Origin of the sequence: Acidovorax sp. NPDC077693 (genome assembly GCF_044542805.1) — a bacterium.
Taxonomy (GTDB): Bacteria; Pseudomonadota; Gammaproteobacteria; order Burkholderiales; family Burkholderiaceae_C; genus Acidovorax.
This window is the reverse complement of the sequence record NZ_JBITVD010000007.1, coordinates 1-21,475: the sequence shown is the minus strand read 5'-3', so window position 1 is coordinate 21,475 and position 21,475 is coordinate 1. Positions and strand designations below refer to the sequence as shown.

Below are 21,475 nucleotides of genomic sequence, written 5' to 3'. Positions count from 1 at the left end.
AGTCAGGTCAGGGGGAATGGAGGGGTCGGGGTCACAGGGTGTTCTTGGCGAACGCGCCGTCCTTGACGATCGCGCGGATGTGCTCGCCCTGGTTCAACAAGCAGGTGATGTCGGTGAGCGGGTTGCCATCGACCAGCAGCAGGTCGGCGATGGCGCCCGCCGTGACTTCCCCCAGCTGGCCTTGCTGGCCCAGGATCTCGGCGCCGATCAGCGTGGCCTGCTGCAGCACCGGGCCGTTGCCCAGCACGTCGGCACGCAGGCGCAACTCGTCGGCCTGCAGGTAGTGCGTTTCGGCCAGCAGGTCGCTGCCCAGGCCCATTTTCACGCCGGCCTTGGCCAGGATCTCGATGGCCGCCTTGCCCTGGCCACGCACCGAGTCGATCTTGGCGATGGACACGGCCGGCAGGCCGTAGCGCTCGCCCTCGTTGGCCAGGCCTTCGTAGGTGATGAGCGTGGGCACCATGAAGGCACCCAGTTCGGCCATCAGCTCGGCCGTGGGGGCATCGACCAGGTTGCCGTGTTCGATGGTGCGCACGCCGCAGCGCACGGCGCGGGCGATGGCGCGGGGCGTGTAGGCGTGGGCCATCACGTAGGTGTTGGCGTTGGTGGCCTCTTCGACGATGGCGCGCAGCTCGGCCTCGGAATAGCCCAGGTTGTTGATCGGATCGTTGGGCGAGGCCACGCCGCCCGAGGCCATGACCTTGATCTGCGTAGCGCCCTTCAGGATCTCTTCGCGCACCGCCAGGCGGCAGGCGTCCACGCCATCGACCACGCGGCCGATGTTGCCCAGCTTGTACGCGCACGAGCACACGTCCAGGTTGTCGTTGCGCTCACGAAAGTCCGCATGCCCGCCGGTTTGCGACAGGGCCTTGCCCGAGGGGAAGATGCGCGGGCCCTGCACCAGGCCCGTGCGCACCGCTTCGGCCAGCGACCAGTCGCCGCCGCCCGCGTCGCGCACCGAGGTGAAGCCGCGCGCGAGCATGCCCTTCATGATGGGCAGCGAGCGCAGCATGGTGAACACATTGGGCATCCGCGCCACGCTGCCCAGGTTGAACGAGGAGGCCACGACGTGCACGTGGCAGTCGATCAGGCCGGGCATGAGCGTCATGCCGCGCGCGTCGATGCGGTGCGTGCCCTCGGGCGCCTGCACGTCGGCACCGACGGCGGCAATGCGCCCGTCCTGCACCAGCACCGAGAGACCGTCGCGCAAGCTCAGGCCATGGACATCCAGCACGCGGCTGTTTTCTATCAACAAGGTGTTCATGAAATCGATGAAGAGGTCAAAACGGGGGGTTCTCAAATACTCATGCCCAGCAGGCCGTCTGCATGGGCGGGCCGAACATCCCAAAATGGTGCATCGCATCACTTCCCGAAGGAGGAATCTGTCACGCTGCCGTCACGGGTTGCATTTAACGGGCCAACCGGGTGCCACTGCAACACCTAAAATCTCACCATCCCATGACCTGTACTCATACCCCCACATGCGCCGCCTGTGCCCGACCATCTCTGAGCTGAACGCCTTTCACTCCGCGGCCAAGCACCAGGCCTTCACCATGGCCGCCAAGGAGCTGTGCGTGACGCAAAGCGCCATCAGCCGCCACATCGCCGCGCTGGAGGACTACCTGGGCCAGAAGCTGTTCATCCGCAAGGCGAGCGGGCTGGAGCTGACCGATGCGGGCGCCACCTATCTCAACGCCACGCGGCCGGCGATGGCCGCGCTGGAATCGGCCACCTCGCAGCTCATGTCGTACGGTGGCAGCGGCGGCGCGCTGAACCTGTCGGTGCCGCCCACGTTCGCGGCGCAATGGCTCTTTCCGCGGCTGGGCCACTTCAAGCGCACGCTGCCCCAGGTGTCGCTGAACTTCGTGCGCTACCAGCACGCGCACGACTTTGCGGTGCCGTACGAGTTCGACGCGGCGATCCAGTATGGCTACGGCAACTGGCCCAGCGCCAATGCGCGCTACCTGATCGGCAAGGAGACGAGCATCGTCTGCAGCCCTCAACTGCGCGACGCCCTGCCCCTGCGCACGCCCGCCGATTTGCAGCAGGCCACGCTCTTGCAGCACATCGAGGTGCCCCTGGCATGGCATGACTGGATGGAGGCGAACCAGTGCGACACCAGCGGCAGCCGCTTCGGGCCCGGGTTCAACCTGTACTCGCTGATCATCCGCGCCGCGGTGTCAGGGTTCGGCGTGGGCATCGTGCCGACCTGCCTGGTGGAAGACGAGCTGCAGGCGGGGTCACTGGTGGAGCCGCTGGGCGAGCGTTTTCAAAGCCCGCTGGGCTACTACCTGTGCGCCCCCACCGCACGCACCAATCTGTCGGTCTACAAACTGGTGGCCGCGTGGCTGGAGCATTGCTGCAGCCATGGGGCGGTGGAGAGCGGCGGCATTGCAGCGCCCGCCGCAGCTTGCATTTTTTGCGCCGACGAACCCAAGGCGGCGTGAGGGCACAGGGGGTTGATAGCGACCGCGACAGCAGGCGCTGCGCAACCCCGCCGAAGTAGCCGTTGTGGCCCTCACGCCCGGTGGAGGCCGGTGTGAGTTCGACCGGTGCAGGTCGTCCGTGTGTCCGGTGTCCGGTGTCAATCCTCACCGTTGTCCTGAGGGGGCGCTGTCTTTTCCGGCTGCAGCTGAGCAGCAGGCGCCCGTGCCGAAGGCGCCGGTGCAGGAAAGCCGTTGCGGTCCAGAAAGTCAGCCACGCGCGGCTGCCACAGTTGCGGTGCGCGGGAGAAGACCATATGCCCATCCTCGCCGTGCGGAGGGAATTGGATGAACTCGCCCGTTCCCCCCGCTGCGCGAAAGGCGGCGAACCACTCCCGGGGGTGCGTGGCGCCCATGTAGAGATCGTTTTCCGTGTAGACCCAGAGCGAAGGGATGCGCAGCGTGGCGCCGTACCGCGCGAACATCTGCTCCAGCTGCTGCGGTGCACAAGGCCTGCCGGGCTGCGTCTCCGGGTTGCCGCCGCCACCGCCTGCAAAGTTGATCACGGCCTGCACCCCGGCGGGTTGCAGGGCGCCCACCGCAATGGCGGTAGCCCCACCGTAGGACTGGCCCATCACCACCGCTTTGTCCTTGGCGGCGTCCGGCCTCTGGCGCACCACCTGCAGCACTTGCAGTGTCTGCTGCGCGGCAGCGGCGTACCCGGGTGAGTAGCGTTTGCTCTGGCACGGGCCGCTGTTTTCGATGTCTTCACCGCCGCTGACGCCATAGCCCACGCGGGTGGGCACAGCCACGATGAAGCCGCGGCGTACGAAAAATGCCGATTCCTTGGACAAGCGTGCGCGGCCCAGGCCGGCGCGCTTTTCGGGCTGGGCCGATCGGCCATGGCCCAGCACCATCACGGGTGCCGGGGTCGGGTTGGCGTCGTCCGACCACACGGTGACGCGGATCGGTTGCGCGATGCGCTTGCCGTAGCCATCGACCACCTCGACGGGCACGTCGATCTGCGACTCCTGCAGCCGCGCGTGCACCGGCTGTGCAGTCAGCACCACCGTGAGCAGTGCCACCGCGGCCAGGCTAAGGGGCGGGGACGGGTCTGGGCTGGGCATGGTGGCGGCTCGATCAAATGGTGGTGCGGTGCGCGCCACTGTAGAGCACCGTCAGCGAAACGCCGATGCAAAAAACGGCGCCGTGCGAGTCATTCGCAGCGACGCCGTTCCTTCTTCAGCACACCACGCTGCCCGCAGCGTGGTAGGCCAGGCCGCCTGGTGCGGCGTCAGCGGGCTGCCTGGCGGATCAGCCGATCAGGCGAACAGCCCCTTGTGCTGATCGCGCAGCAAGTTCTTCTGCACCTTGCCCATGGTGTTGCGCGGCAGCTCGGTGGCGACGAAGCAGCGCTTGGGGATCTTGAAGTTGGCCAGTTGGGTCTTGAGCTTGGCCACGATGGCGTCGCCATCGAGCTGCGCGCCGGGCTTGGCGATCACCACCGCCACGCCCACCTCGCCGAAGTCCGGGTGGGGCACGCCGACCAGGGCGCTTTCGGCCACGCCGGGCATGTCGTTGATGTAGCCCTCGATCTCGGCGGGGTAGACGTTGTAGCCGCCGCTGATGATCAGGTCCTTGCTGCGGCCGACGATGCTGATGTAGCCTCGTTCGTCCACCTTGCCCACGTCGCCGGTCTTGAACCACTTGCCGCCCTGTTCATCGGCGGTGAATTCCTCGGCCGTCTTCTCGGGCATGCGCCAGTAGCCCTTGAACACGTTGGGCCCCTGCACCTGAATGGCGCCGATCTCGCCCACGGGCAACGGCTGGTTGGCGTCGTCCACCACGCGCAGGCCCACGCCGGGCAGCGCAAAGCCCACGGTGGCTCCGCGCCGCTCGCTCTGGCCGCCGTGGCGGGCGTCGGCCGCATACGGGTTGGAGGTGAGCATGATGGTCTCGCTCATGCCGTAGCGCTCCAGGATGGTGTGGCCGGTGCGCTGCTGCCATTCGTTGAAGGTCTCGATGAGCAGCGGCGCGGAGCCCGCGACGAACAGGCGCATGTTCTTGGCCGCCTCTTTCGTCAGGCCCGGCTCGGCCAACAGGCGCACGTACAGCGTGGGCACGCCCATGAAGACGGTGGCGCGGCGCATGGCGGCCAGCACCGCCTTGGGGTCGAACTTGGCGAACCAGATCATCTTGCTGCCGTTGATGAGCGCGCCGTGGATGGCCACGAACAGGCCGTGCACGTGGAAGATGGGCAGCGCGTGGATGAGCACGTCACCAGACTTCCAGCCCCAGTACTCCTTGAGCACCTGCGCGTTGGACAGCAGGTTGCCGTGCGTGAGCATCGCGCCCTTGCTGCGGCCGGTGGTGCCGCTGGTGTACAGGATGGCGGCCAGGTCGTCGGCCGACCGGGTCACCGGCGTGTGAACGTCGCTGTGGTGCGCGGCGCGCTCCAGCAGGCTGCCCGTGCGGTCATCGCCCAGCGTGAACACATGGCCCGTGCCCTGGGTGAACGCGATCTTGCTGACCCAGCCGAAGTTGCCGGGCGTGCAGACCACCACGGCGGGCTCGGCGTTGCCGATGAAGTATTCGATCTCGGCGCTTTGGTAGGCAGTGTTGAGCGGCAGGAACACGTAGCCCGCGCGCAGCGTGGCGAGGTACAGCAGCATGGCCTCGACCGATTTTTCGACCTGCACGGCCACGCGGCTGCCCTCGGGCAGCTTCAGCGATGCGAGCAGGTTGGCGATGCGGGCGCTGGCGCGCTCCAGGTCGTCCCAGCTGTAGACCAGCTCGGTGCCGTCCGGCGCCGTGGTTTCCACGGCGGCGCTGGCCAGGTCGGAGGGAAAGGCGGCGCGCAGCGCGCTGAAAAGGTTGTGTTGGCTCATGGCAGTCAGGCGAGGTTGTTGGATTGAATCGGTCGAGTTGTCAAATCGTAAATTCAGGCAGTTCAGGCAGTTCAGGCAGTTCAGGCAAGTCTGGTCTGGTCAGAAAAACTTGTGGGACGCATGCGGGCCGACAGTGCTGCCTTCAGAACGCGGGCGGGCGTTTTTCAAGAAAGGCGGTGATGCCCTCGCGGTGCTCGGCACTGTCGGCATAGGCATACGGTCCAGGCAGGGAATTCACTATATTTTCGATAGCTGGTGGCGCTTGTCCATCCAGCGGTAGCGGCGTTTTCAATGCCCGAAACGTCTGCTTGTTCATGCGCGCGGCGCGTGGCGCCAGGGCGGCGACGCGCACCGCACTGGCCAGGGCCTCGGTGGCTACCGCGTCATCGGCCACCACGCGGCTCAGAAAGCCGCGCGCGAGCATGTCGCTGGCGTTGAAGGTGGCGGCCTCCAGCAGCATCTGGCGTGCCGTCACATCGCCCACCGCGCCGGCCACCAGCTGCGCCTCGCGCGGGGCCATCGGAAACCCCAGCTTGGCAATCGGCGCCCCGAAGCGCGCGGCCTGGCCGGCAATGCGGATGTCGCAGCAGGCGGCAATCTCCACCCCCGCCCCCATGCACGCCCCGTCGATGCGCGCCACGATGGGCACGTCGCACGCCAGCATGGCGGCCAGACCGCCCCATACATCGTTCTCGTGAAAGTCGCGCAAGGCAGCGGCATCAAAACGGAACGCGGGGTACTCGGAGATATCGCCCCCCGCACAGAACGCCCCGCCCTCCCCCGCCACGATCACGCAGCGCACGCTGTCGTCACCCCCGTCGGACCGCTGCTGGATGCCTGTGAATACCTCGCGCAACTGCCGCCACATCGCGCGCGACATCGCATTCAGGCGCCCGGTGTGCCGCAGCGTGACCTGTACCACGCCGCGCTCATCCGCATCCGCTACTACCACTTCACCCGACATAGTGCCCATCCATCACTTTATGCACGTCCGCTGAACGTCGAAGCACGTCCGCTGAACGTCGAAACCGGCGCGTGCCATCGCGAGCGCCGCCGTGGAAACCGGCGCGGCGCCATCGCCAGGGCCACCGTGGAACCGGCTTCGCCGGGCCACGGGTGGCGTCCCCCTTCAGGGGATGAGGCCTGCGGCTCCAAGCCTGCCTGCGCAGGCTTGGACAGGCCGAAGAGGCTGTGCCTCTGGCACTGCCGCCGAGGCGCGCAGCGCCACCGGGGGTCAATCTAGTTTCGCGCCGGAGGCCTTCACCACCGCCGCCCAGCGCTTGACCTCGCTGCTGACCATCGCCGCGAACTGCTGCTGCGACAGCCCGCCGTAGTCGGCACCGTTGTTCGCCCAGATGGTTTTCAGCTCGTCGGCCATGCCCAGTTTGCGCACCTCGTCCACGATGCGGGCCTGCAGGTCGGCGGGCGTGCCCTTGGGGGCCCACAGGCCGTACCAGGTGGTCACGGTGTAGTCGGGCAGGCCGACCTCAGCGGCGCAGGGCACGTCGGGGAAGGCGGGGTTGCGCTTGGTGCCGGACACCATCAGCGCCTTCACCCGGCCGCCCTTGATGTGGTTGGCCGAGGAACCCAGGCCGTCGAACATCATGTCCACCTGGCCGCCGATCAGGTCCTGCAGCGCAGGGCCGGCACCGCGGTAGGGGATGTGCGTGATGAAGGTGTTGGTCTGCTGCTTGAACAGCTCGCCCGCCAGGTGGTGCGAGGTGCCCGCGCCGGCCGAGCCGTAGTTGAGCTTGGCGGGGTTGCGCTTGACGTATTCCATGAACTGCTGGAAGTTGCTCACCGGCACGTTCTTGGGGTTGACCACCAGCACCTGGGGCACGTTGGCCAGCAGGAACAGCGGGACGAAGTCTTTCTCGATGTCGTAGTCGAGCTTGGGGTACATCGACGGCGCGATGGCATGGTGCACGGCGCCCATGAAGAGCGTGTAGCCATCGGGCGCGCCCTTGGCGGCAAAGCTGGCGCCCACGGTGCCGCCCGCGCCGCCGCGGTTGTCGATCACCAGCGTCTTGCCGGTGGCCTTGGCGAACTGGGCCGCCAGCGGCCGTGCAAACGCGTCGGTGCCCCCGCCGGCCGGAAACGGCACCACCAGGTTGACGGGCTTGGTGGGCCAGGCCGATGCCTGGGCCCAGCTGCCGCCACTGGCCAGGCCCAGCCCTGCGGCGGCGGCGCCCACCAGCAGGCTGCGGCGTTGCACCGCTCGGTCGTGGAATTGCGTTGTCTGAGTCATGTCTTGTCTCCTGTCGTCGTTGTTGAAATGGAAAGCCGGCACCGCGCACGCCGTGGGTGTCGCCGCCGTCCGCAGCCTGCACTTCTACCAGAACCGTGCCTTGCGGCGCGGGCCATCGGGTCGATGTGCAGGCGGTGGGCGGCAGTTGGGCCCCACGTTGTCCAGCGTGGTGTCAGCCGCGGCACAAGGTGTCGATGTCCCCCGACACCGGCACCTTGCCCTGCGCCAGCAAGCTGCGATGCTTGTCGATGCGCTTCAAGTCGTACAGGTAGTTGACCATCAACCCGTACGATTGTTTGACGCCCTTGGTGGACGGATCGCCCGCCCAGTTCAGCCGCTCCACGCGGGCGCCGTTGCCCAGGTGAAAACGTGCCACCGGGTCCACGGGCTTGCCCTCCAGCAGCTCGCGTCCCAGGTAGTGCGCGGCGCATTCGAGCAGCATCTGGCGCACGGGCGACTTGGCGTCCAGCTCCAGTGCCTTGTCGATGGCGGCCAGCAGGTGGGTGGGCTGCGGCGGCTCGAAGCCCACCGCGCGGCCCAGCTCGGCGCGGCGCTTGTCGTCCAGGCGCTCCAGCATCGCACCGGCGTGCTTGCCCAGCCAGGCGCGAAAGCCGGGGATGGGCGACAGCGTGGCAAAGGTGCGCAGGCGCGGGAACTCGGCGTTCAGCGTCTCCACCACGTGCTTGATGAGCGAGTCGCCAAAGCTCACACCTCGCAGGCCCGTCTGGGTGTTGCTGATGGAGTAGAAGATGGCGGTGGTGGCGCGGGTGATGTCCGCAGGCGCCGCCGCTTCGTCCAGCAGCGGCGTGATGCTGGACGAGATCTTGTCCAGCAGCGCCACCTCGACAAAGATCAGCGGTTCGTCGGGCAGGCGCGGGTGGAAGAAGCCGTAGCAGCGGCGGTCGCTGTCCAGCCGGTTCTTCAAGTCAGCCCAGCTGCGGATGTCGTGCACGGCTTCGTACTTGATGAGCTTTTCGAGCAGCGAGGCGGGCGAGTCCCACGACAGGCGGCGCAGCTGCAAAAACGCCACGTCGAACCAGGTGGAGAACAAATGCTCCATCTCGGCATCGAGCGCCAGCAGGCGCTTGTCGGCCTTGAGCAGCGGCAGCAGCTCGGCCCGCATGTCCACCAGGAAGCGCATGCCTTCGGGAAACACCGCAAAGCGCTGCAGCAGCCGTGTGCGCGGCGTGACCATGGCGCGGCGCAGGCTGATCTCGGCCTGGCCCTCTTCGGCGGTGCCGGCCGCGGCCTCGTAGCGCTGGCGGGCCGACTTGAAGCGCGTGGCGTCGGGCGCGAACTGCTCGCACATCAGCAGCCACATGTCGCGGCGCTCTTCGGGCTCGGCCTTGGCATACCACTCGGCCACGGCCTGGGCGCGGCGCCCGCCTTCGATCTCGCTCACCTGCGGGGCGATGACCTCCTGCAGGTCGGCCAGCAGGCGGCGCAGCGCGCGCGGCGACAGGGACTCCTGCCCGCGCCGCAGCGTGGCCTGCAGCCGCTCGTGCGTGGACCGCGGCGGCGCAACCTTGGCGACCACGTCGGTCACGGTCTTGTCGATCGCGGCCTTGGATGTGGTCTTGTCGGCAGCCTTGTCGGCGGCCTTGTCAGTGGGCTTGTCGGCCGCAGGTGCTGCGGTGCGCAGGCGCGAGACGCTGCGGGCAATCCATTCAGGGGTGGTGTTCATCATGGTGTCAGCCTCGATTGCTGGTTGCGGGCTACGTCGCGCAGCGCATCGCGCTGGCGCAACAGATGGGTGCGCATGGCCTCTTCGGCGGCGTCGCAGTCGCGGGCCTTGAGTGCAGCGAATACGGCCAGGTGCTCGGCCAGGCTTTGCTGCAGGCGGCCGGGCGCGTGCAGCGTCTGCAGCCGTGCCAGGCGCAGGATCTTGCGCAGGTCGCCGATCACCTGGGCCAGCCAGCGGTTGTCCGCGAGCGTGATGAAGGCCTCGTGGATGGCGTAGTTGGCTTCGTAGTAGTCGGTGATGAGGCCGTCGGCTGCGCACTGCTGCAGGCGCTGGTGCAGCGCCTCGAGCGCCGCCACGTCGGCGGCGCCGGCCTTACGCGTGGCCTCGTGGGCGGCACGGCCTTCGAGCAGCGCGATGACGGGGAACAGGTCGTCCAGGTCGCGCTCGGTGATCTGGGCCACAAAGCAGCCCCGGCGCGGCTCGTGGCGCAGCAGCCCTTCGGCCACCAGCACCTTGAGCGCCTCGCGCAGCGGGGTGCGCGAGATCTCGAGCCGCTCGCACAGCGCAGCTTCGTCCAGAAAGCTGCCGGGAGGCAACGCACCCGCAAAAATCTGCTCCCGCAGCCGCGCCGCGGCTTCGTCGTGCAGGGAATTGGGAATGGGGCGCATGGTGAAAACACCTAAATGGTGGGAGCAAGCGGTTGAACCGTGGGTTTCTACCTAGTGGCGCTGTCGGCATCTGGAAGCCATCGTTGTTTAAAAAACAGCCAACCGGATGGTTCCTTCGACAACTCGCATAATTTTCCATAATTATGAGAACGGTTGCGAAAAAACACCAGCACAGAATGCTGTGCACCGTCAAAAACCTGTTTTGGGGTGAAAACGCGACATCCGCAGTCCCCATTCGCACTGCAGTGACGCCCGCCTATATGGCCGGCTGCTGTCGGGCTGTCTGCCCGCTGGACTCCCACTGCATAGGTCCCGCGCCAGCTGACACCTTGCTCTCTTGCCAGGTGCGCACGGGCCCACGTCACACAACGTCTTCGAAGCCTTGCACCAGGTGGTCGATCCACACCCGCAGCTTGGCCGGCAAGAAGCGGTTGGGTGGGTACAGCAGCCAGGCCATGCCGGCATACGCTGTCTTGTGATCCCAATCGTGCAGTACCTGCACCAGGGCGCCGCAGTCCAGCGCCGCGCGCGCTGCAAAGCCCGGCAGGCTGGCAATGCCCAGGTGGTGCAGCGCGGCCTCCAGCCGCACTTCGCTGTGGTTGGCCACATAGCGCCCGCGCACGGCCACCGTGGCCGCTTCGGTGCCGCGCTCAAAGCGCCAGTGCCGGTCGCGCTCGTCTTCGCCCAGGTAGATGCACGCATGCTGTTCCAGGTCGCGCGGGTGCACTGGGTGGCCGTGCGCCGCCAGGTACTGGGGGCTGGCGCACACGATGTGCGGCAGCGGGGCCAGGGGCCGGCCCGCCAGGCCGGGGGGCGGTGTGTCGGTCACGCGCAGGGCCAGGTCGATGGGGTCTTGGAACAGATCCACCACCCGGTCGGTGATGAGCAGTTGCACATCCACCTGCGGATACTTCTGCAGAAACGACAGCACCAGCGGGTGTACCAGTTGCCGCCCCACGGCCTTGGGCATGCTCATGCGCACCATGCCGGCGGGCTCGCCGGTGTGGGTGTCGCTCAGCGCCCACACCTCGCGGGCGGCGGCCACCATCGACTGGCAGCGGCTGTAGGCTGCCGCGCCTCCGTCGGTGAGCTTGAGCTTGCGGGTGGTGCGCTCCAGCAGCCGCACGCGCAGCGCGCCCTCCAGCCGGGCCACCTGGCGGCTGACGGCCGATGGTGTGATGCCCAGTTGCCGGGCCGCGGCGGAGAAGCTTCCGGCCTCGACCACTCGCGCGAACACGGCCATGTCGGCGAGGCTGTCGAGGGGTTGATTGATGCTCATGGCGCACAAGTGATGTTCCGTAGCAGCAATTATCAATGTGCAGGCGCAAATGAATAATCGCCCGAGCGTCTTATTGATCTGCCCCGCCTGCGTAGGCACCCAGCCCCATGACCACCGTGACCACCCTTGCCGCCCCCACCCGTTCCTCCCTCGCGCCCCGGCTGGCCGATGCCGCACTGCTGCTGGTCGCCGTGGTCTGGGGCACCAGCTACGGCGTGGCCAAGGGGGCCCTGGTGTTCTACCCGGTGCTGGGCTTTCTGGCGGTGCGGTTCGGGCTGACCTTTGTGCTGCTGCTGCCGGCGCTGCTGCGCGCCAGCCGCGCGGAGCAGCGGGACGCGCTGGCGGCGGGGCTGCCACTGGGCGGTTTGCTGATGGGCATCTTTGTGTGCGAGACCTTTGGCTTGGCGCTCACGCAGGCCAGCAACGCGGCGTTCCTCATCAGCCTGTGCGTGGTGTTCACGCCGTTTGCCGAATGGGCCCTGCTGGGCCAGCGGCCCGCGCGGGCGATGTTCGTATTTGCCGGGGTGTCGCTGGTGGGCGCTGCGCTGCTCAGCGGCGGCCTCAGCGGCCACTGGGGCTGGGGCGACGCCCTGATGCTGGCCGCCGCCGTGCTGCGCGCCATCACCGTGTGCCAGACCAGCCGCCTTACCCGCCGCCGCAACGCACCGGTGCTGGCCCTGACAGCCGTGCAGGCCGGCGTCATTGCGCTGGGCAGCGTGGCGCTGGCCTTGGCCCTGCCCGGCGGCCTGCCACCGCTGCCTGGCGACGCAGGGTTCTGGCTCGCCTGCGTCTATCTGGTGCTGGGCTGCACGGTGTTCGCCTTCGTGGTGCAGAACTGGGCCCTGCGCCACAGCTCGCCGTCGCGCGTCGGCCTGCTGATGGGCAGCGAGCCTGCGTTCGGTGCGCTGTTCGCCGTGCTGTGGCTGGGCGAGAGCCTCAGCATCGCAGGCTGGGCCGGGGGGGCGTTGATTGTGGCGGCGGCGTTGTGGACGATGCTGCGGCGCGCGGCGACTGCACCGAACTGATCACCTACCGCGCGCATACTCGCGCCGATGCTCTCCCACCTGACCTTTGCACCGCCGACCGACGACGATCTGCGCGACGGCACACTGGGCCGCCAACTGCGCCAGTACAACTATCGCTTCGTCGGCGAATACCCTGCCCAGCAGCCCGTGCGCCTGGATGCACGCGATGCGCAAGGGCGACTGGTGGGCGGCATCCGTGGCTTCGTGTTCGTGTATTGGCTGAACATCGACGTGCTGTGGGTCGCCGACGACCACCGCGGTCAAGGCCTGGGCACTCACCTGCTGGGCTGGGCAGAGGCGCAAGGGCGCACGCTCGGTGCGCACCACGCCAGGCTCGACTCCTTCGAATGGCAGGCGCGGGGCTTCTACATCCAGCAGGGGTACACAGAGTTCGCCCGCATCGAGGACTACCTTCCGGGGCAGTACCTGGCCTTCATGAAAAAGCCGCTGGCCTGATGAGGGCCCAGCGGCTTTGTTTTCGAATTTGCTATTTAATTGATAGCTTCTGGCGCTTTACCATCAATCGGTAGAGGCCATTTTTACCTTGCACCCAGCGCCCCCACAGGCTGGCGCTGCGCCCACAGCCACAGCGCAATACCGCCCACGATCATCGGCACGCACAGCCACTGGCCCATGCTCATGCCCAGCGACAGCACGCCCAGGAAGGCGTCCGGCTCGCGGAAGTACTCGGCGATGAAGCGGAAGACCCCGTAGCCGAACAGGAAGGCGGCGGCCACCTGGCCTTGGCGGCGTTCCTTGCGGGCATACAGCCACAGCAGCACGAACAGCAGCAAGCCTTCCAGCAAGAACTGGTAGACCTGTGACGGGTGGCGCGGCTGCATCGATCCGCTGTGCGCGAAGACCATGCCCCAGGGCAGGTCGGGGCTGGAAAAGCGCCCCCAGAGTTCGCCGTTGATGAAATTGCCCACCCGCCCGGCCGCCAGGCCCGTGGGCACGCAGGGCGCCACGAAGTCGGCGACCTGCAGCCAGGGGCGCTTGCGCGAGTGTGCGAACCAGATCATCGCCACGATGACGCCCAGCAGCCCGCCGTGAAAGGCCATGCCGCCCTGCCACACGGCAAAGATCTCCAGCGGGTGGGTGAGGTAGTAGCCCGGCTTGTAGAACAGGCAGTAGCCGAGCCGGCCGCCCACCACCACGCCCGCCACACCGAGGAAGAGGATGTCCTCGACATCCTTGCGCGTCCAGGCGCCCGGGCCGGTGATGGAGGCAAAGGGCTCGTGGCGCAGGCGCCGGATGCCCAGGAACATGAACAGGCCGAAAGCCGCCAGGTAAGTCAGCCCATACCAGTGAATGGCCAGCGGGCCGAGCTGCAGGGCGACGGGGTCGATGTGGGGGTAGGTCAGCATGGTGGCCGGTATTGTGCCCGCCCGCGCAGGGGCTCCGCGCGAATGGCAACCCCGTGGGGCGTGGGGACAGGCATAATTGATACTGATAGTAGTTCTCATTACCATCCCGCAATGCCAACGGCCCCGTGCCGGCTGGTATTGCCGCCCTGTTTCGACCCTCCCCTGTCCCACGCGCCCGTACCTTGCAGAGCCTTTACCTGGACCACCACACCTGGCTGCAGAGCCTGCTGAGAAAGCGGCTGGGCAACCGTGACGATGCCGCAGACCTGGCGCACGATACCTTCGTGCGCGTGCTGCGGTCCGACACGCCGGTGGAGGAGATCCGCGAGCCGCAGCGCTACCTGGCCACGGTGGCGCGCGGGCTGGTGGCCGACTTTTTTCGGCGCCGCTCGCTGGAGCAGGCCTACCTGGACTACCTGGCCGTGCTGCCCGAAGACATGGCGCCCTCGCCCGAGGAGCAGGCCATCATGCAGCAGACCCTGATCAACGTGGACCGCATGCTCGGCAGCCTGCCGCCCAAGGTGCGCGAGGCCTTTGTGCTGGCGCAATTCGAGGAGCTGACCTACCCCGAGATCGCCCAGCGCCTGGGCATATCGCTGCGCAGCGTGAGCAACTACCTCACGCGGGCCATGGAGCACTGCGCCCTGGTGTTGGAAGATTGAGTGCCCCCGCGACCGAAAGATCGAAGGGTGCCAGCGCCGTGAGCCGCCAGCCCACCAACACCGAGCGCCGCGCGCTGCGAGAGGCCGCCGCCTGGCACACACGCCTGCGCGACCACACCGCGGCTGCCGCCGACGACGACCACCGTGCCTGGCAGGACTGGCACGCGGCCGACCCTGCCCACCAGCGCGCCTGGCAAAGGGTGCAGGCCGTGGGCGCGCAGCTGGGCCGCATCCCCGCGCCGCTGGCGCGGCAGGCGCTGGGCGAGCGCAGCCGGCCGCCCCGGCGCGCCGTGCTGCGCAGCTTGGCCGCGGGGGTGGGCGTGGGCTCGGCGGCGCTGCTGTCGTGGCGCACCCTGCCCTGGCAGGAATGGCAGGCCACACACCGCACCGCCGTGGGCGAGCGGCGCGACATCACCCTACCCGATGGGTCGCTGCTGGCGCTGGACACCGGCACGGCGGTGGATGTGGACTTCAACGACCGCGAACGCCTGCTGCGCCTGCACACCGGGCGCATCCTGGTGGCCACGCAGCCCGATGCACAGGGCCGCCGCTTCAGCGTGGTGACGAACCAAGGCCGCGTCGTGGCGCTGGGCACGCGCTTTTCCGTGCAGCTGCAGGGCGACGGCCTGTGCCAGGTGAGCGTTCAGGAAAAAGCCGTGCGTGTGCTGCCGGCAGAGGGCAGGCCGCGCGAGCTGCACGCCGGCGAGCAGACACGCTTCACCCCGCTGGCGGCAGAGCCCCCTGTGGCCGCCGACCCGTTCGACGCCAGCTGGCGCGACGGCGGGCTGATCGCGGTGGACATGCCGCTGGGCACCCTGATCGCGGCGCTGGCCCGCTACCGCCCCGGCCACCTGGGCTGCGCGCCGGAGGTGGCGGCCCTGCGGGTGTCGGGCGCCTTCCCGGTGAACGACACCGACCGCGCACTGGCGGCATTGGTCAGCCGGTTTCCGCTGCAGTTACGCAGCCACACGCGCTACTGGGTGCGGGTGGAGGCGCTGGAACGGCTTTGACCGCCTGGCGCCTACGAACGGAACCGCTACAAAAATAGTAGCAAAAAAGCATTGCCAGTCCAGCGGCAGGCACCCCAAACGCCATTGACTGCATCCATCGCGAACTTTTTTTGACCCCGGGTTTGCAGGTTTGGCGTGCCTTGAGCGGCATACCAATGAACCCGCTGAGCGCCCAGAAGAATCCATGCCATCCGCCACCCCTGCCTGCCTGGCCCGTGCCGCGCTGCTGAGCGCTGCGCTGTGCGTGGCCGTGGCCGGCCCGGTGGCACAGGCCCAGCCTGCCCAGGCCGCAACCGCAGCCCAGGCGTCGGGTGATGACACGGCGCGCGCTTATGCCATTGCCCCCGGCCCGCTGGCCGTGGTGGTGAGCCAGTTTGCCAATGCTGCTGGGGTGGCGCTGTCGTTCGACGCCGCCCAGCTGGGGCCACAGCGATCGCCCGGGCTGCAGGGCCAGTACACGGTGCAGGCCGGCTTTGCCCGGCTGCTGGAGGGCAGCGCCCTGCAGGCCGTGCGCGCATCGAGCGGCGTCTACACCCTGCGCGCCATCCCCAGAGCAGTTGCGCCCGAGGCCAGCGGCGCGCAAGTGCTGGCCCCGGTCACGGTGACGGCCACCGCGCCCACCGCCCGCACCGAGCAGTCGGGCTCGTACACCGCCAGCTTGGCCACAGTCTTTGCGGGCCCGCAACCGGTGCGCGGCATAGCGCAGCCAGTCACCGTGCTAACGCGCCAGTGGCTGGACGACCGCGCCCTGGTGGACCTGCACGCGGTGATGCAGCACACCCCTGGCATCACGGTGGACTACACCGACAGCGAACGGGTGAACTACTACGCCCGGGGCCACCAGATCGACGCGCTGCAGGTGGACGGCATGGCGCTGAGCCAGAACACCTCGGCCTCGATCTTCATCCAGCCCGACACCGCAGTGCTCGACCGGGTGGAAGTGCTGCGCGGTGCGGCGGGCTTGCTGCGCGGCGCGGGCAACCCTTCGGCCACCGTCAACATGGTGCGCAAGCGCCCCGCGCGCGGATTCGAGTCCTCTGCAGGTGTGACGCTGGGCACATGGAGCCGCCGCCGTATCGACGCCGACATTTCCACCCCGCTCAACGAGGCGGGCAGCGTACGCGGCCGGCTGGTGGCCGTGGCCGATAGCAAGAAGTTCTTCCAGCAGGCCCGTGCCGAGGACCGCAAGCTGCTCTACGGCGTGGTCGAGGCAGACCTGGCCCCAGGCACCACGCTCACGGCCAGCCTGCAGCACACCGAACTGGATGCGACCGGCGCCTGGGGCGGCCTGCCCGCAGGCATCGACGGCACGCAGCTGCACCTGCCGCGCAACACTTACCTGGGCACCGACTGGAACCGGTGGGACCGGCACAACGATCAGGCCTTCGTCGAGCTGGCACACCGCGCCAGCAACGGCTGGAGCACGCGCCTGAGCGCTGCCCACAACCGCCTGCGCAGCGACGGTTTCAAGCAAACCTCGTTCACCAGCGCGAGCAGCACCGACCCGTACCTGGTCGACGTGAGCACCTCCATCTACGGCGCAGAAGCCAGCGACCAGAGCGCCCTGGCCCTGTCGGCCACCGGCCCGTTCGAGCTGCTGGGCCGCACCCACACCTTGAGCCTGGGCGCCGACACCCTGCACATCCGCACCATCGGCACCAGCGGCCACTGGGGCGTGAGCCCGCTGCAGAGCGTGGACCTGCGCACCTGGAACCCCGCCACCAGCTACCCTGAGCCCTTCTACAGCCCCGGCAACGGCACGGCCTACACCGCGCCGTCGTCGCGCACAGGGCAGCAGGGCGCATACGCCATGGCCCGCCTGTCGCTGGCCGACCCGCTCACCGCCATCGCCGGCGCGCGCATCAGCGGCTGGCGCTACCGCGTGCCTGCCGCCCCCGCCAGCGACTACAGCGTGGCGCACGAAGTCACGCCCTACGCAGGCCTGGTCTACGACCTGGGCGATCACTTCAGCCTGTACGGCAGCTACGCCGAAACCTTCACGCCGCAGGACGCCAAGGGCGCGGACGGACGGCTGCTGGCGCCCATACGGGGCCAGGATGTCGAGGCGGGCGTGAAGGGCGAGTTCATGGACGGCCGGCTCGCGGCGTCGCTGTCGCTGTTTCGCATCCACCAGGTGGGCCGGGCCATGGACGACCTGGGCAGCCCGCAAGGCTGCCCCAGCAACCCCGCCGGCCACTGCCAAGTGGCGGGCGGCAAAACACGCAGCCAGGGCCTGGAGCTGGAGGTGTCCGGCGAGCCACGGCCCGGCTGGCAGGTGCTGGCGGGCTACACCCACACCCGCGCCCGGTACCTGCGCGATGCGGACCCTGCCAATGCCGGCCAGCCACTGCGCAGCATCGACCCGCGCCACGCGCTGCGGCTGTTCGCCAAGCACCGGCTGGACGGCGCACTGCGGGGCTGGAGCATCGGCGCCGGCGCGCGGGTGCAGAGCGATGGCTATGTGACCGCTGGCGACGTCACGTCGCGCCAGGGCGGGTATGCGGTGATCGACGCCATGCTGGGCTACCGCATCGACGCCAGGTACTCGGTGCAGGTCAACGTGAACAACCTGCTGGACAAGGCGTACTACGCCAAGTTCGCGCCCAACGCCCGCTACTTCAACAACTACTACGGCGACCCGCGCAACGTGGTGGTGTCGCTGCGCGCCAACTTCTGACATGGGGACTGTAGACCACCACCCTCCCCCTCCCCCCGCATCCGTCATCCCGGTTGCCGCTCTGACACCTCTGACCGCGGCCGTCCCCATTCCGTTTTCTTCAACCCAACCATGACTGTCATGAACCACCCTTCACACGTCCGCCACGCCCGCCGTGCCGACTTGCACTTCGCGCCCACCCGCCTTACCCGCCTGGTCCGGCAATGCCTGGGCGCGGGCTTTGCCATCGCCGCGGTCGGCGTGGGCGCGCAGACCGCCAGCAAGACGGCGCTGGACGAGGTGGTCGTCTCCGACCAGGCCGAGGCCATCGGCGGCCTGCAAAAGACCTACTCCGGCGGCCAGCTCGCGCGCGGCGGCGACCTGGGCCTGCTGGGCAAAGTCGATCTGATGAACGTGCCCTTCAGCACCACCAACTACACGTCCGAACTGATCCAGAACCAGCAGGCACAAAGCGTCTCCGACGTGGTGATGAACGATGCCTCGGTGCGCCCCATGGCGTCGCGCGGCGGCTTCGGCGACGATTTTCAAGTGCGCGGCTTCACCGTGGGCAATGGCGACCTCGCCATCAACGGCCTGTACGGCCTGGCCCCGTCCACGCGCATTCCTCTCGAAATGATCGAGCGCGTGGAAGTGCTGAAGGGCCCCGGCGCGCTGACGAGCGGGGTCGGCCCCAATGGCAGCGTGGGCGGGAGCATCAACACCGTGCTCAAACGCGCGGGCGACGCGCCGCTCACGCGCCTGACCAGCACCTACATGAGCAAGTCCAACTTTGCAGCCCACCTGGACGTGGGCCGCCGCTTCGGCGAAGACAACGAATGGGGCGTGCGCCTCAACGGCCTGGTGCGCGGTGGTGAAGGCACCACCGACAACGGCAAGCAGAACCTCAACCTCGGCTCCATCGCGCTGGACTACGCGGGCGCACGCACCCGCTGGTCGCTCGACGCCACCGCCACGCGCGGAGAGACCGACAACTTCCGCAACCACATCACGCTGCCCACCGCCGGCGGCATCCCTGCCGTGCCCGACACGCGCTCGGTCTGGTACCCAGGCACCGAACTCAAGGACAACTTCAAGCTCGTGACCTCACGCCTGGAGCACGACCTCAACGACAGCACCACGGTCTACGGCAGCGTGGGCTGGTCCAAGCTGGATTACATGCAGGACTTCCCCGGCGGATCAGGGCTGGCCGCCAACGGCAACTTCAGTGTGCGCAACGCGTGGTACGACCAGTACACCGACTCCAAGGCCGCCGATGTGGGCCTGCGCAAGCGCTTCAACACCGGCGCCGTCAAGCACACCGTGGCCATAGGCATGAACTACATGGCGCAGGAGACCGGGTATTTCTATGCCACCTCGGCCGGCACCAATCCGTCCAACCTGTACAACCCCGTTCCCGCCCCGGCCATGACGGGCGTGCGCGGCGCACCGGCCAAGAGCGTTGACAACCACCAGCACAGCTTCGCCATCGCCGACACCATGGGCTTCTTCAACGACAGCCTGCTCGTGACCGTGGGCCTGCGCCGGCAGACGATGGACTACGAAGGTTTCAACGTGGCAACGGGCGCATCGACCAGCCAATACAAGGCCAGCAGCACCACGCCGTTGGCAGGCGTGGTGTTCAAACCCGCCAAGAACATCTCTGTCTACGCCAACTACACGGCCGGCCTCTCGCGCGGCAGCAAGGTGTCCGAGACAGCCACCCCCGCCTACGACAACGCAGGACAGACCATTCCCCCCTTCAAGTCCAAGCAGATCGAAATGGGCGTGAAGGCGGACTGGGGCCGCATCACCACGCAGGCCGCGGTCTACGAAATCAAGCGACCCAGCGCCTACACCACGACGTCGGCCATCGACCCGAGCCTGAACCACTACGGCTTTGACGGCGAGCAGCGCAACCGCGGCCTGGAACTGACGGCTTATGGTGAAGTGCAGCGCGGCCTGCGCCTGATGGCCAGCGTCGCCTTCACCGACGCCAAGCTCACCCGCACGCAAGGCGGCGTCAACCAGGGCAAGAAGGTCTCGGGTGTGCCTGAGCACAACTTCAACCTGGGCCTGGACTGGGACACGCCCTGGATGCAGGGCCTGAGCCTCAATGGCCGTGTCGTCAGTTCCTCGTCCGTATACCGCAACGCCGACAACACGCTCAGCACGCCGTCCTGGACGCGGCTGGACATCGGCGCACGCTACACCACCAAGCTGTCGGGCAAGCCGCTCGTGCTGCGCGCCAATCTGGAAAACGTGAGTGAAAAGGCGTACTGGATCACCGGCATCAACGGTTACTCGACCACCGGCCTGCCGCGCACGCTGACACTGTCGGCCCAGATGGACTTCTGATCTGCGAGCATCGACAAAAGGCGGCGGCCCCGCTGGGTGAGACTGCAGCCTGACTTGGCGATCGGTCGCCGCCGCCAGACCGGAGCCAAGCCCGCAGTCCAATGCGAACACTTCTGATCCCCGTACGCATGCAATGCGCAGGTACGGGGACATTGCGTGCGAAGAGGGTCTGCAGCCGCGATACTCCCTGCCTTAACAGAAAGACAACAACATGCAGGGCCACCCTCAAGTCATCAACTATTTCAAGGATCTGCTGCGCGGCGAACTGGCCGCGCGCGACCAGTACTTCGCGCATTCGCGCATCTACGAAGACCAGGGCTTCACCAAGCTCTTCACCCGCCTCGACCACGAGATGCAGGAAGAAACCCAGCACGCAGACGCCCTGCTGCGCCGCATCCTGATGCTGGGCGGCCGCCCCGACATGCGCCCCAAGGAATTCACGCCCGGCGAAACGGTGCCCGAGATGCTGCGCAAGGACCTGGCCACCGAATACGAAGTCCGCGCCGCCCTGCAGCAGGGCATTGCACTGTGCGAAAGCGTGCGTGACTACGTGAGCCGTGATTTGCTGCTGGTGCAACTGCGTGACACGGAAGAGGACCACGCCTACTGGCTGGAGAAGCAGATTGGCCTGATCGAGAAGGTGGGCTTGCAGAACTATCTGCAATCGCAAACGGGTTGATCTGCCGCCGGGCGCATGCACCTTCCGATGATGGACCCAGGGGAGCGATGACATCGATTTTTTGGGAAATTCATCAACACCCAAACTGAGGAAGCGCCCGAGCTTCCGACATTGAAAGTTCGATTCGCGCGCCATTGCAGATGCGTTTGTGCAGATTGCTCCACTGATCTTCAGGCCCTGTTGGAGGTTGGGCGTGGGTCTTGAACAAACAGCAATGCCGACGCCGATGCGATGACTCAGATCGGCAAGCGCACACAGCAAAAGACTGTCCAAATTGGACGCCAAGGGCGATCCTCTCTCCACCACCGAGCGAGTACCATTTGCCCTCAAGCAGTCATTGACTGGATAGGTCTCGCATGTCGGTCGCCTGGTCTTCGCTCACATTTACTCCTCCGCTCGAGGCCCTCCAAGAACTCGCAGCGTCGTGGGGCTGGCTCTGAATCGCCCCGGCTGAACTAGACACCTTCGAGCCTCAAACCTGAGGCCCAATAGGAGGTGCCATGACAAAGCAGCCATATCCCGAAGAGTTCA

At 67.4% G+C, this 21,475-nt stretch carries 17 protein-coding genes; 8 read left to right on the top strand and 9 right to left on the bottom strand.

Annotation, left to right across the window (positions count from 1 at the left end; translation table 11 throughout):
* Positions 1 to 31: 31 nt before the first annotated feature.
* Positions 32 to 1,264: an amidohydrolase family protein gene (locus ACIGHN_RS10995; protein ID WP_396504391.1), complete on the bottom strand. Its 1,233-nt coding sequence runs from the start codon at positions 1,262 to 1,264 to the stop codon at positions 32 to 34.
* A 217-nt stretch (positions 1,265 to 1,481) separates the two neighbouring features.
* On the opposite strand from ACIGHN_RS10995, the gene ACIGHN_RS10990 reads away from it, so the two are divergent.
* Positions 1,482 to 2,447, top strand: coding sequence for a LysR substrate-binding domain-containing protein (locus ACIGHN_RS10990; protein ID WP_396504390.1), 966 nt, complete (start codon positions 1,482 to 1,484; stop codon positions 2,445 to 2,447).
* 137 nt (positions 2,448 to 2,584) lie between these two features.
* On the opposite strand, the gene ACIGHN_RS10985 is transcribed toward ACIGHN_RS10990, so the two are convergent.
* The 7 genes from ACIGHN_RS10985 to ACIGHN_RS10955 form a co-directional block, all read right to left on the bottom strand.
* Complete coding sequence (locus tag ACIGHN_RS10985; protein WP_396504389.1) at positions 2,585 to 3,550, bottom strand: alpha/beta hydrolase family protein; 966 nt, start codon at positions 3,548 to 3,550, stop codon at positions 2,585 to 2,587.
* Positions 3,551 to 3,745: 195 nt separating this feature from the next.
* Positions 3,746 to 5,311, bottom strand: coding sequence for a malonyl-CoA synthase (locus ACIGHN_RS10980; RefSeq protein ID WP_056418587.1), 1,566 nt, complete (start codon positions 5,309 to 5,311; stop codon positions 3,746 to 3,748).
* A 142-nt stretch (positions 5,312 to 5,453) separates the two neighbouring features.
* Positions 5,454 to 6,275 (bottom strand): enoyl-CoA hydratase/isomerase family protein, encoded by an 822-nt coding sequence (locus tag ACIGHN_RS10975; protein ID WP_396504388.1) that lies wholly within the window; start codon positions 6,273 to 6,275, stop codon positions 5,454 to 5,456.
* A gap of 270 nt (positions 6,276 to 6,545) precedes the next feature.
* Positions 6,546 to 7,559, bottom strand: a complete 1,014-nt coding sequence (locus ACIGHN_RS10970; protein ID WP_056169651.1) for a tripartite tricarboxylate transporter substrate binding protein — start codon at positions 7,557 to 7,559, stop codon at positions 6,546 to 6,548.
* A 172-nt stretch (positions 7,560 to 7,731) separates the two neighbouring features.
* The gene (locus ACIGHN_RS10965) at positions 7,732 to 9,243 is read right to left on the bottom strand and encodes a malonyl-CoA decarboxylase (RefSeq protein ID WP_396504581.1); all 1,512 of its coding nucleotides are present in this window, start codon (positions 9,241 to 9,243) and stop codon (positions 7,732 to 7,734) included.
* Positions 9,243 to 9,911, bottom strand: a complete 669-nt coding sequence (locus tag ACIGHN_RS10960) for a GntR family transcriptional regulator (RefSeq protein ID WP_056169658.1) — start codon at positions 9,909 to 9,911, stop codon at positions 9,243 to 9,245. The genes ACIGHN_RS10965 and ACIGHN_RS10960 overlap by 1 nt, the downstream gene beginning before the upstream one ends.
* 361 nt (positions 9,912 to 10,272) lie before the next feature.
* Positions 10,273 to 11,190, bottom strand: a complete 918-nt coding sequence (locus tag ACIGHN_RS10955; protein WP_396504387.1) for a LysR family transcriptional regulator — start codon at positions 11,188 to 11,190, stop codon at positions 10,273 to 10,275.
* Between the two features lie 107 nt (positions 11,191 to 11,297).
* On the opposite strand from ACIGHN_RS10955, the gene ACIGHN_RS10950 reads away from it, so the two are divergent.
* Positions 11,298 to 12,215, top strand: coding sequence for a DMT family transporter (locus ACIGHN_RS10950; RefSeq protein WP_396504386.1), 918 nt, complete (start codon positions 11,298 to 11,300; stop codon positions 12,213 to 12,215).
* 27 nt (positions 12,216 to 12,242) lie between these two features.
* The gene (locus ACIGHN_RS10945; protein WP_396504385.1) at positions 12,243 to 12,671 is read left to right on the top strand and encodes a GNAT family N-acetyltransferase; all 429 of its coding nucleotides are present in this window, start codon (positions 12,243 to 12,245) and stop codon (positions 12,669 to 12,671) included.
* An 83-nt stretch (positions 12,672 to 12,754) separates the two neighbouring features.
* Here ACIGHN_RS10945 and lgt read toward each other — a convergent pair whose 3' ends face one another.
* Entirely contained in the window at positions 12,755 to 13,582 is an 828-nt protein-coding gene (gene lgt / locus ACIGHN_RS10940; RefSeq protein WP_396504384.1) for a prolipoprotein diacylglyceryl transferase, read from the bottom strand.
* A 182-nt stretch (positions 13,583 to 13,764) separates the two neighbouring features.
* Here lgt and ACIGHN_RS10935 point away from each other — a divergent pair, with 182 nt between their 5' ends.
* From ACIGHN_RS10935 to bfr, 5 genes are all read left to right on the top strand, one after another.
* The gene (locus tag ACIGHN_RS10935) at positions 13,765 to 14,244 is read left to right on the top strand and encodes a sigma-70 family RNA polymerase sigma factor (RefSeq protein WP_056418606.1); all 480 of its coding nucleotides are present in this window, start codon (positions 13,765 to 13,767) and stop codon (positions 14,242 to 14,244) included.
* 38 nt (positions 14,245 to 14,282) lie between these two features.
* Positions 14,283 to 15,254 carry a FecR domain-containing protein gene (locus tag ACIGHN_RS10930; protein WP_396504383.1) on the top strand — a complete coding sequence of 324 codons (972 nt, stop codon included), beginning with the start codon at positions 14,283 to 14,285 and terminating at the stop codon, positions 15,252 to 15,254.
* A gap of 184 nt (positions 15,255 to 15,438) precedes the next feature.
* A complete protein-coding gene (locus ACIGHN_RS10925; RefSeq protein ID WP_396504382.1) occupies positions 15,439 to 17,931 on the top strand; it encodes a TonB-dependent siderophore receptor in 2,493 nt (830 codons plus the stop codon).
* A gap of 120 nt (positions 17,932 to 18,051) precedes the next feature.
* The gene (locus ACIGHN_RS10920) at positions 18,052 to 20,265 is read left to right on the top strand and encodes a TonB-dependent receptor (protein WP_396504381.1); all 2,214 of its coding nucleotides are present in this window, start codon (positions 18,052 to 18,054) and stop codon (positions 20,263 to 20,265) included.
* Between the two features lie 211 nt (positions 20,266 to 20,476).
* Positions 20,477 to 20,944: a bacterioferritin gene (bfr, locus tag ACIGHN_RS10915; protein ID WP_396504380.1), complete on the top strand. Its 468-nt coding sequence runs from the start codon at positions 20,477 to 20,479 to the stop codon at positions 20,942 to 20,944.
* Positions 20,945 to 21,475: the final 531 nt, after the last annotated feature.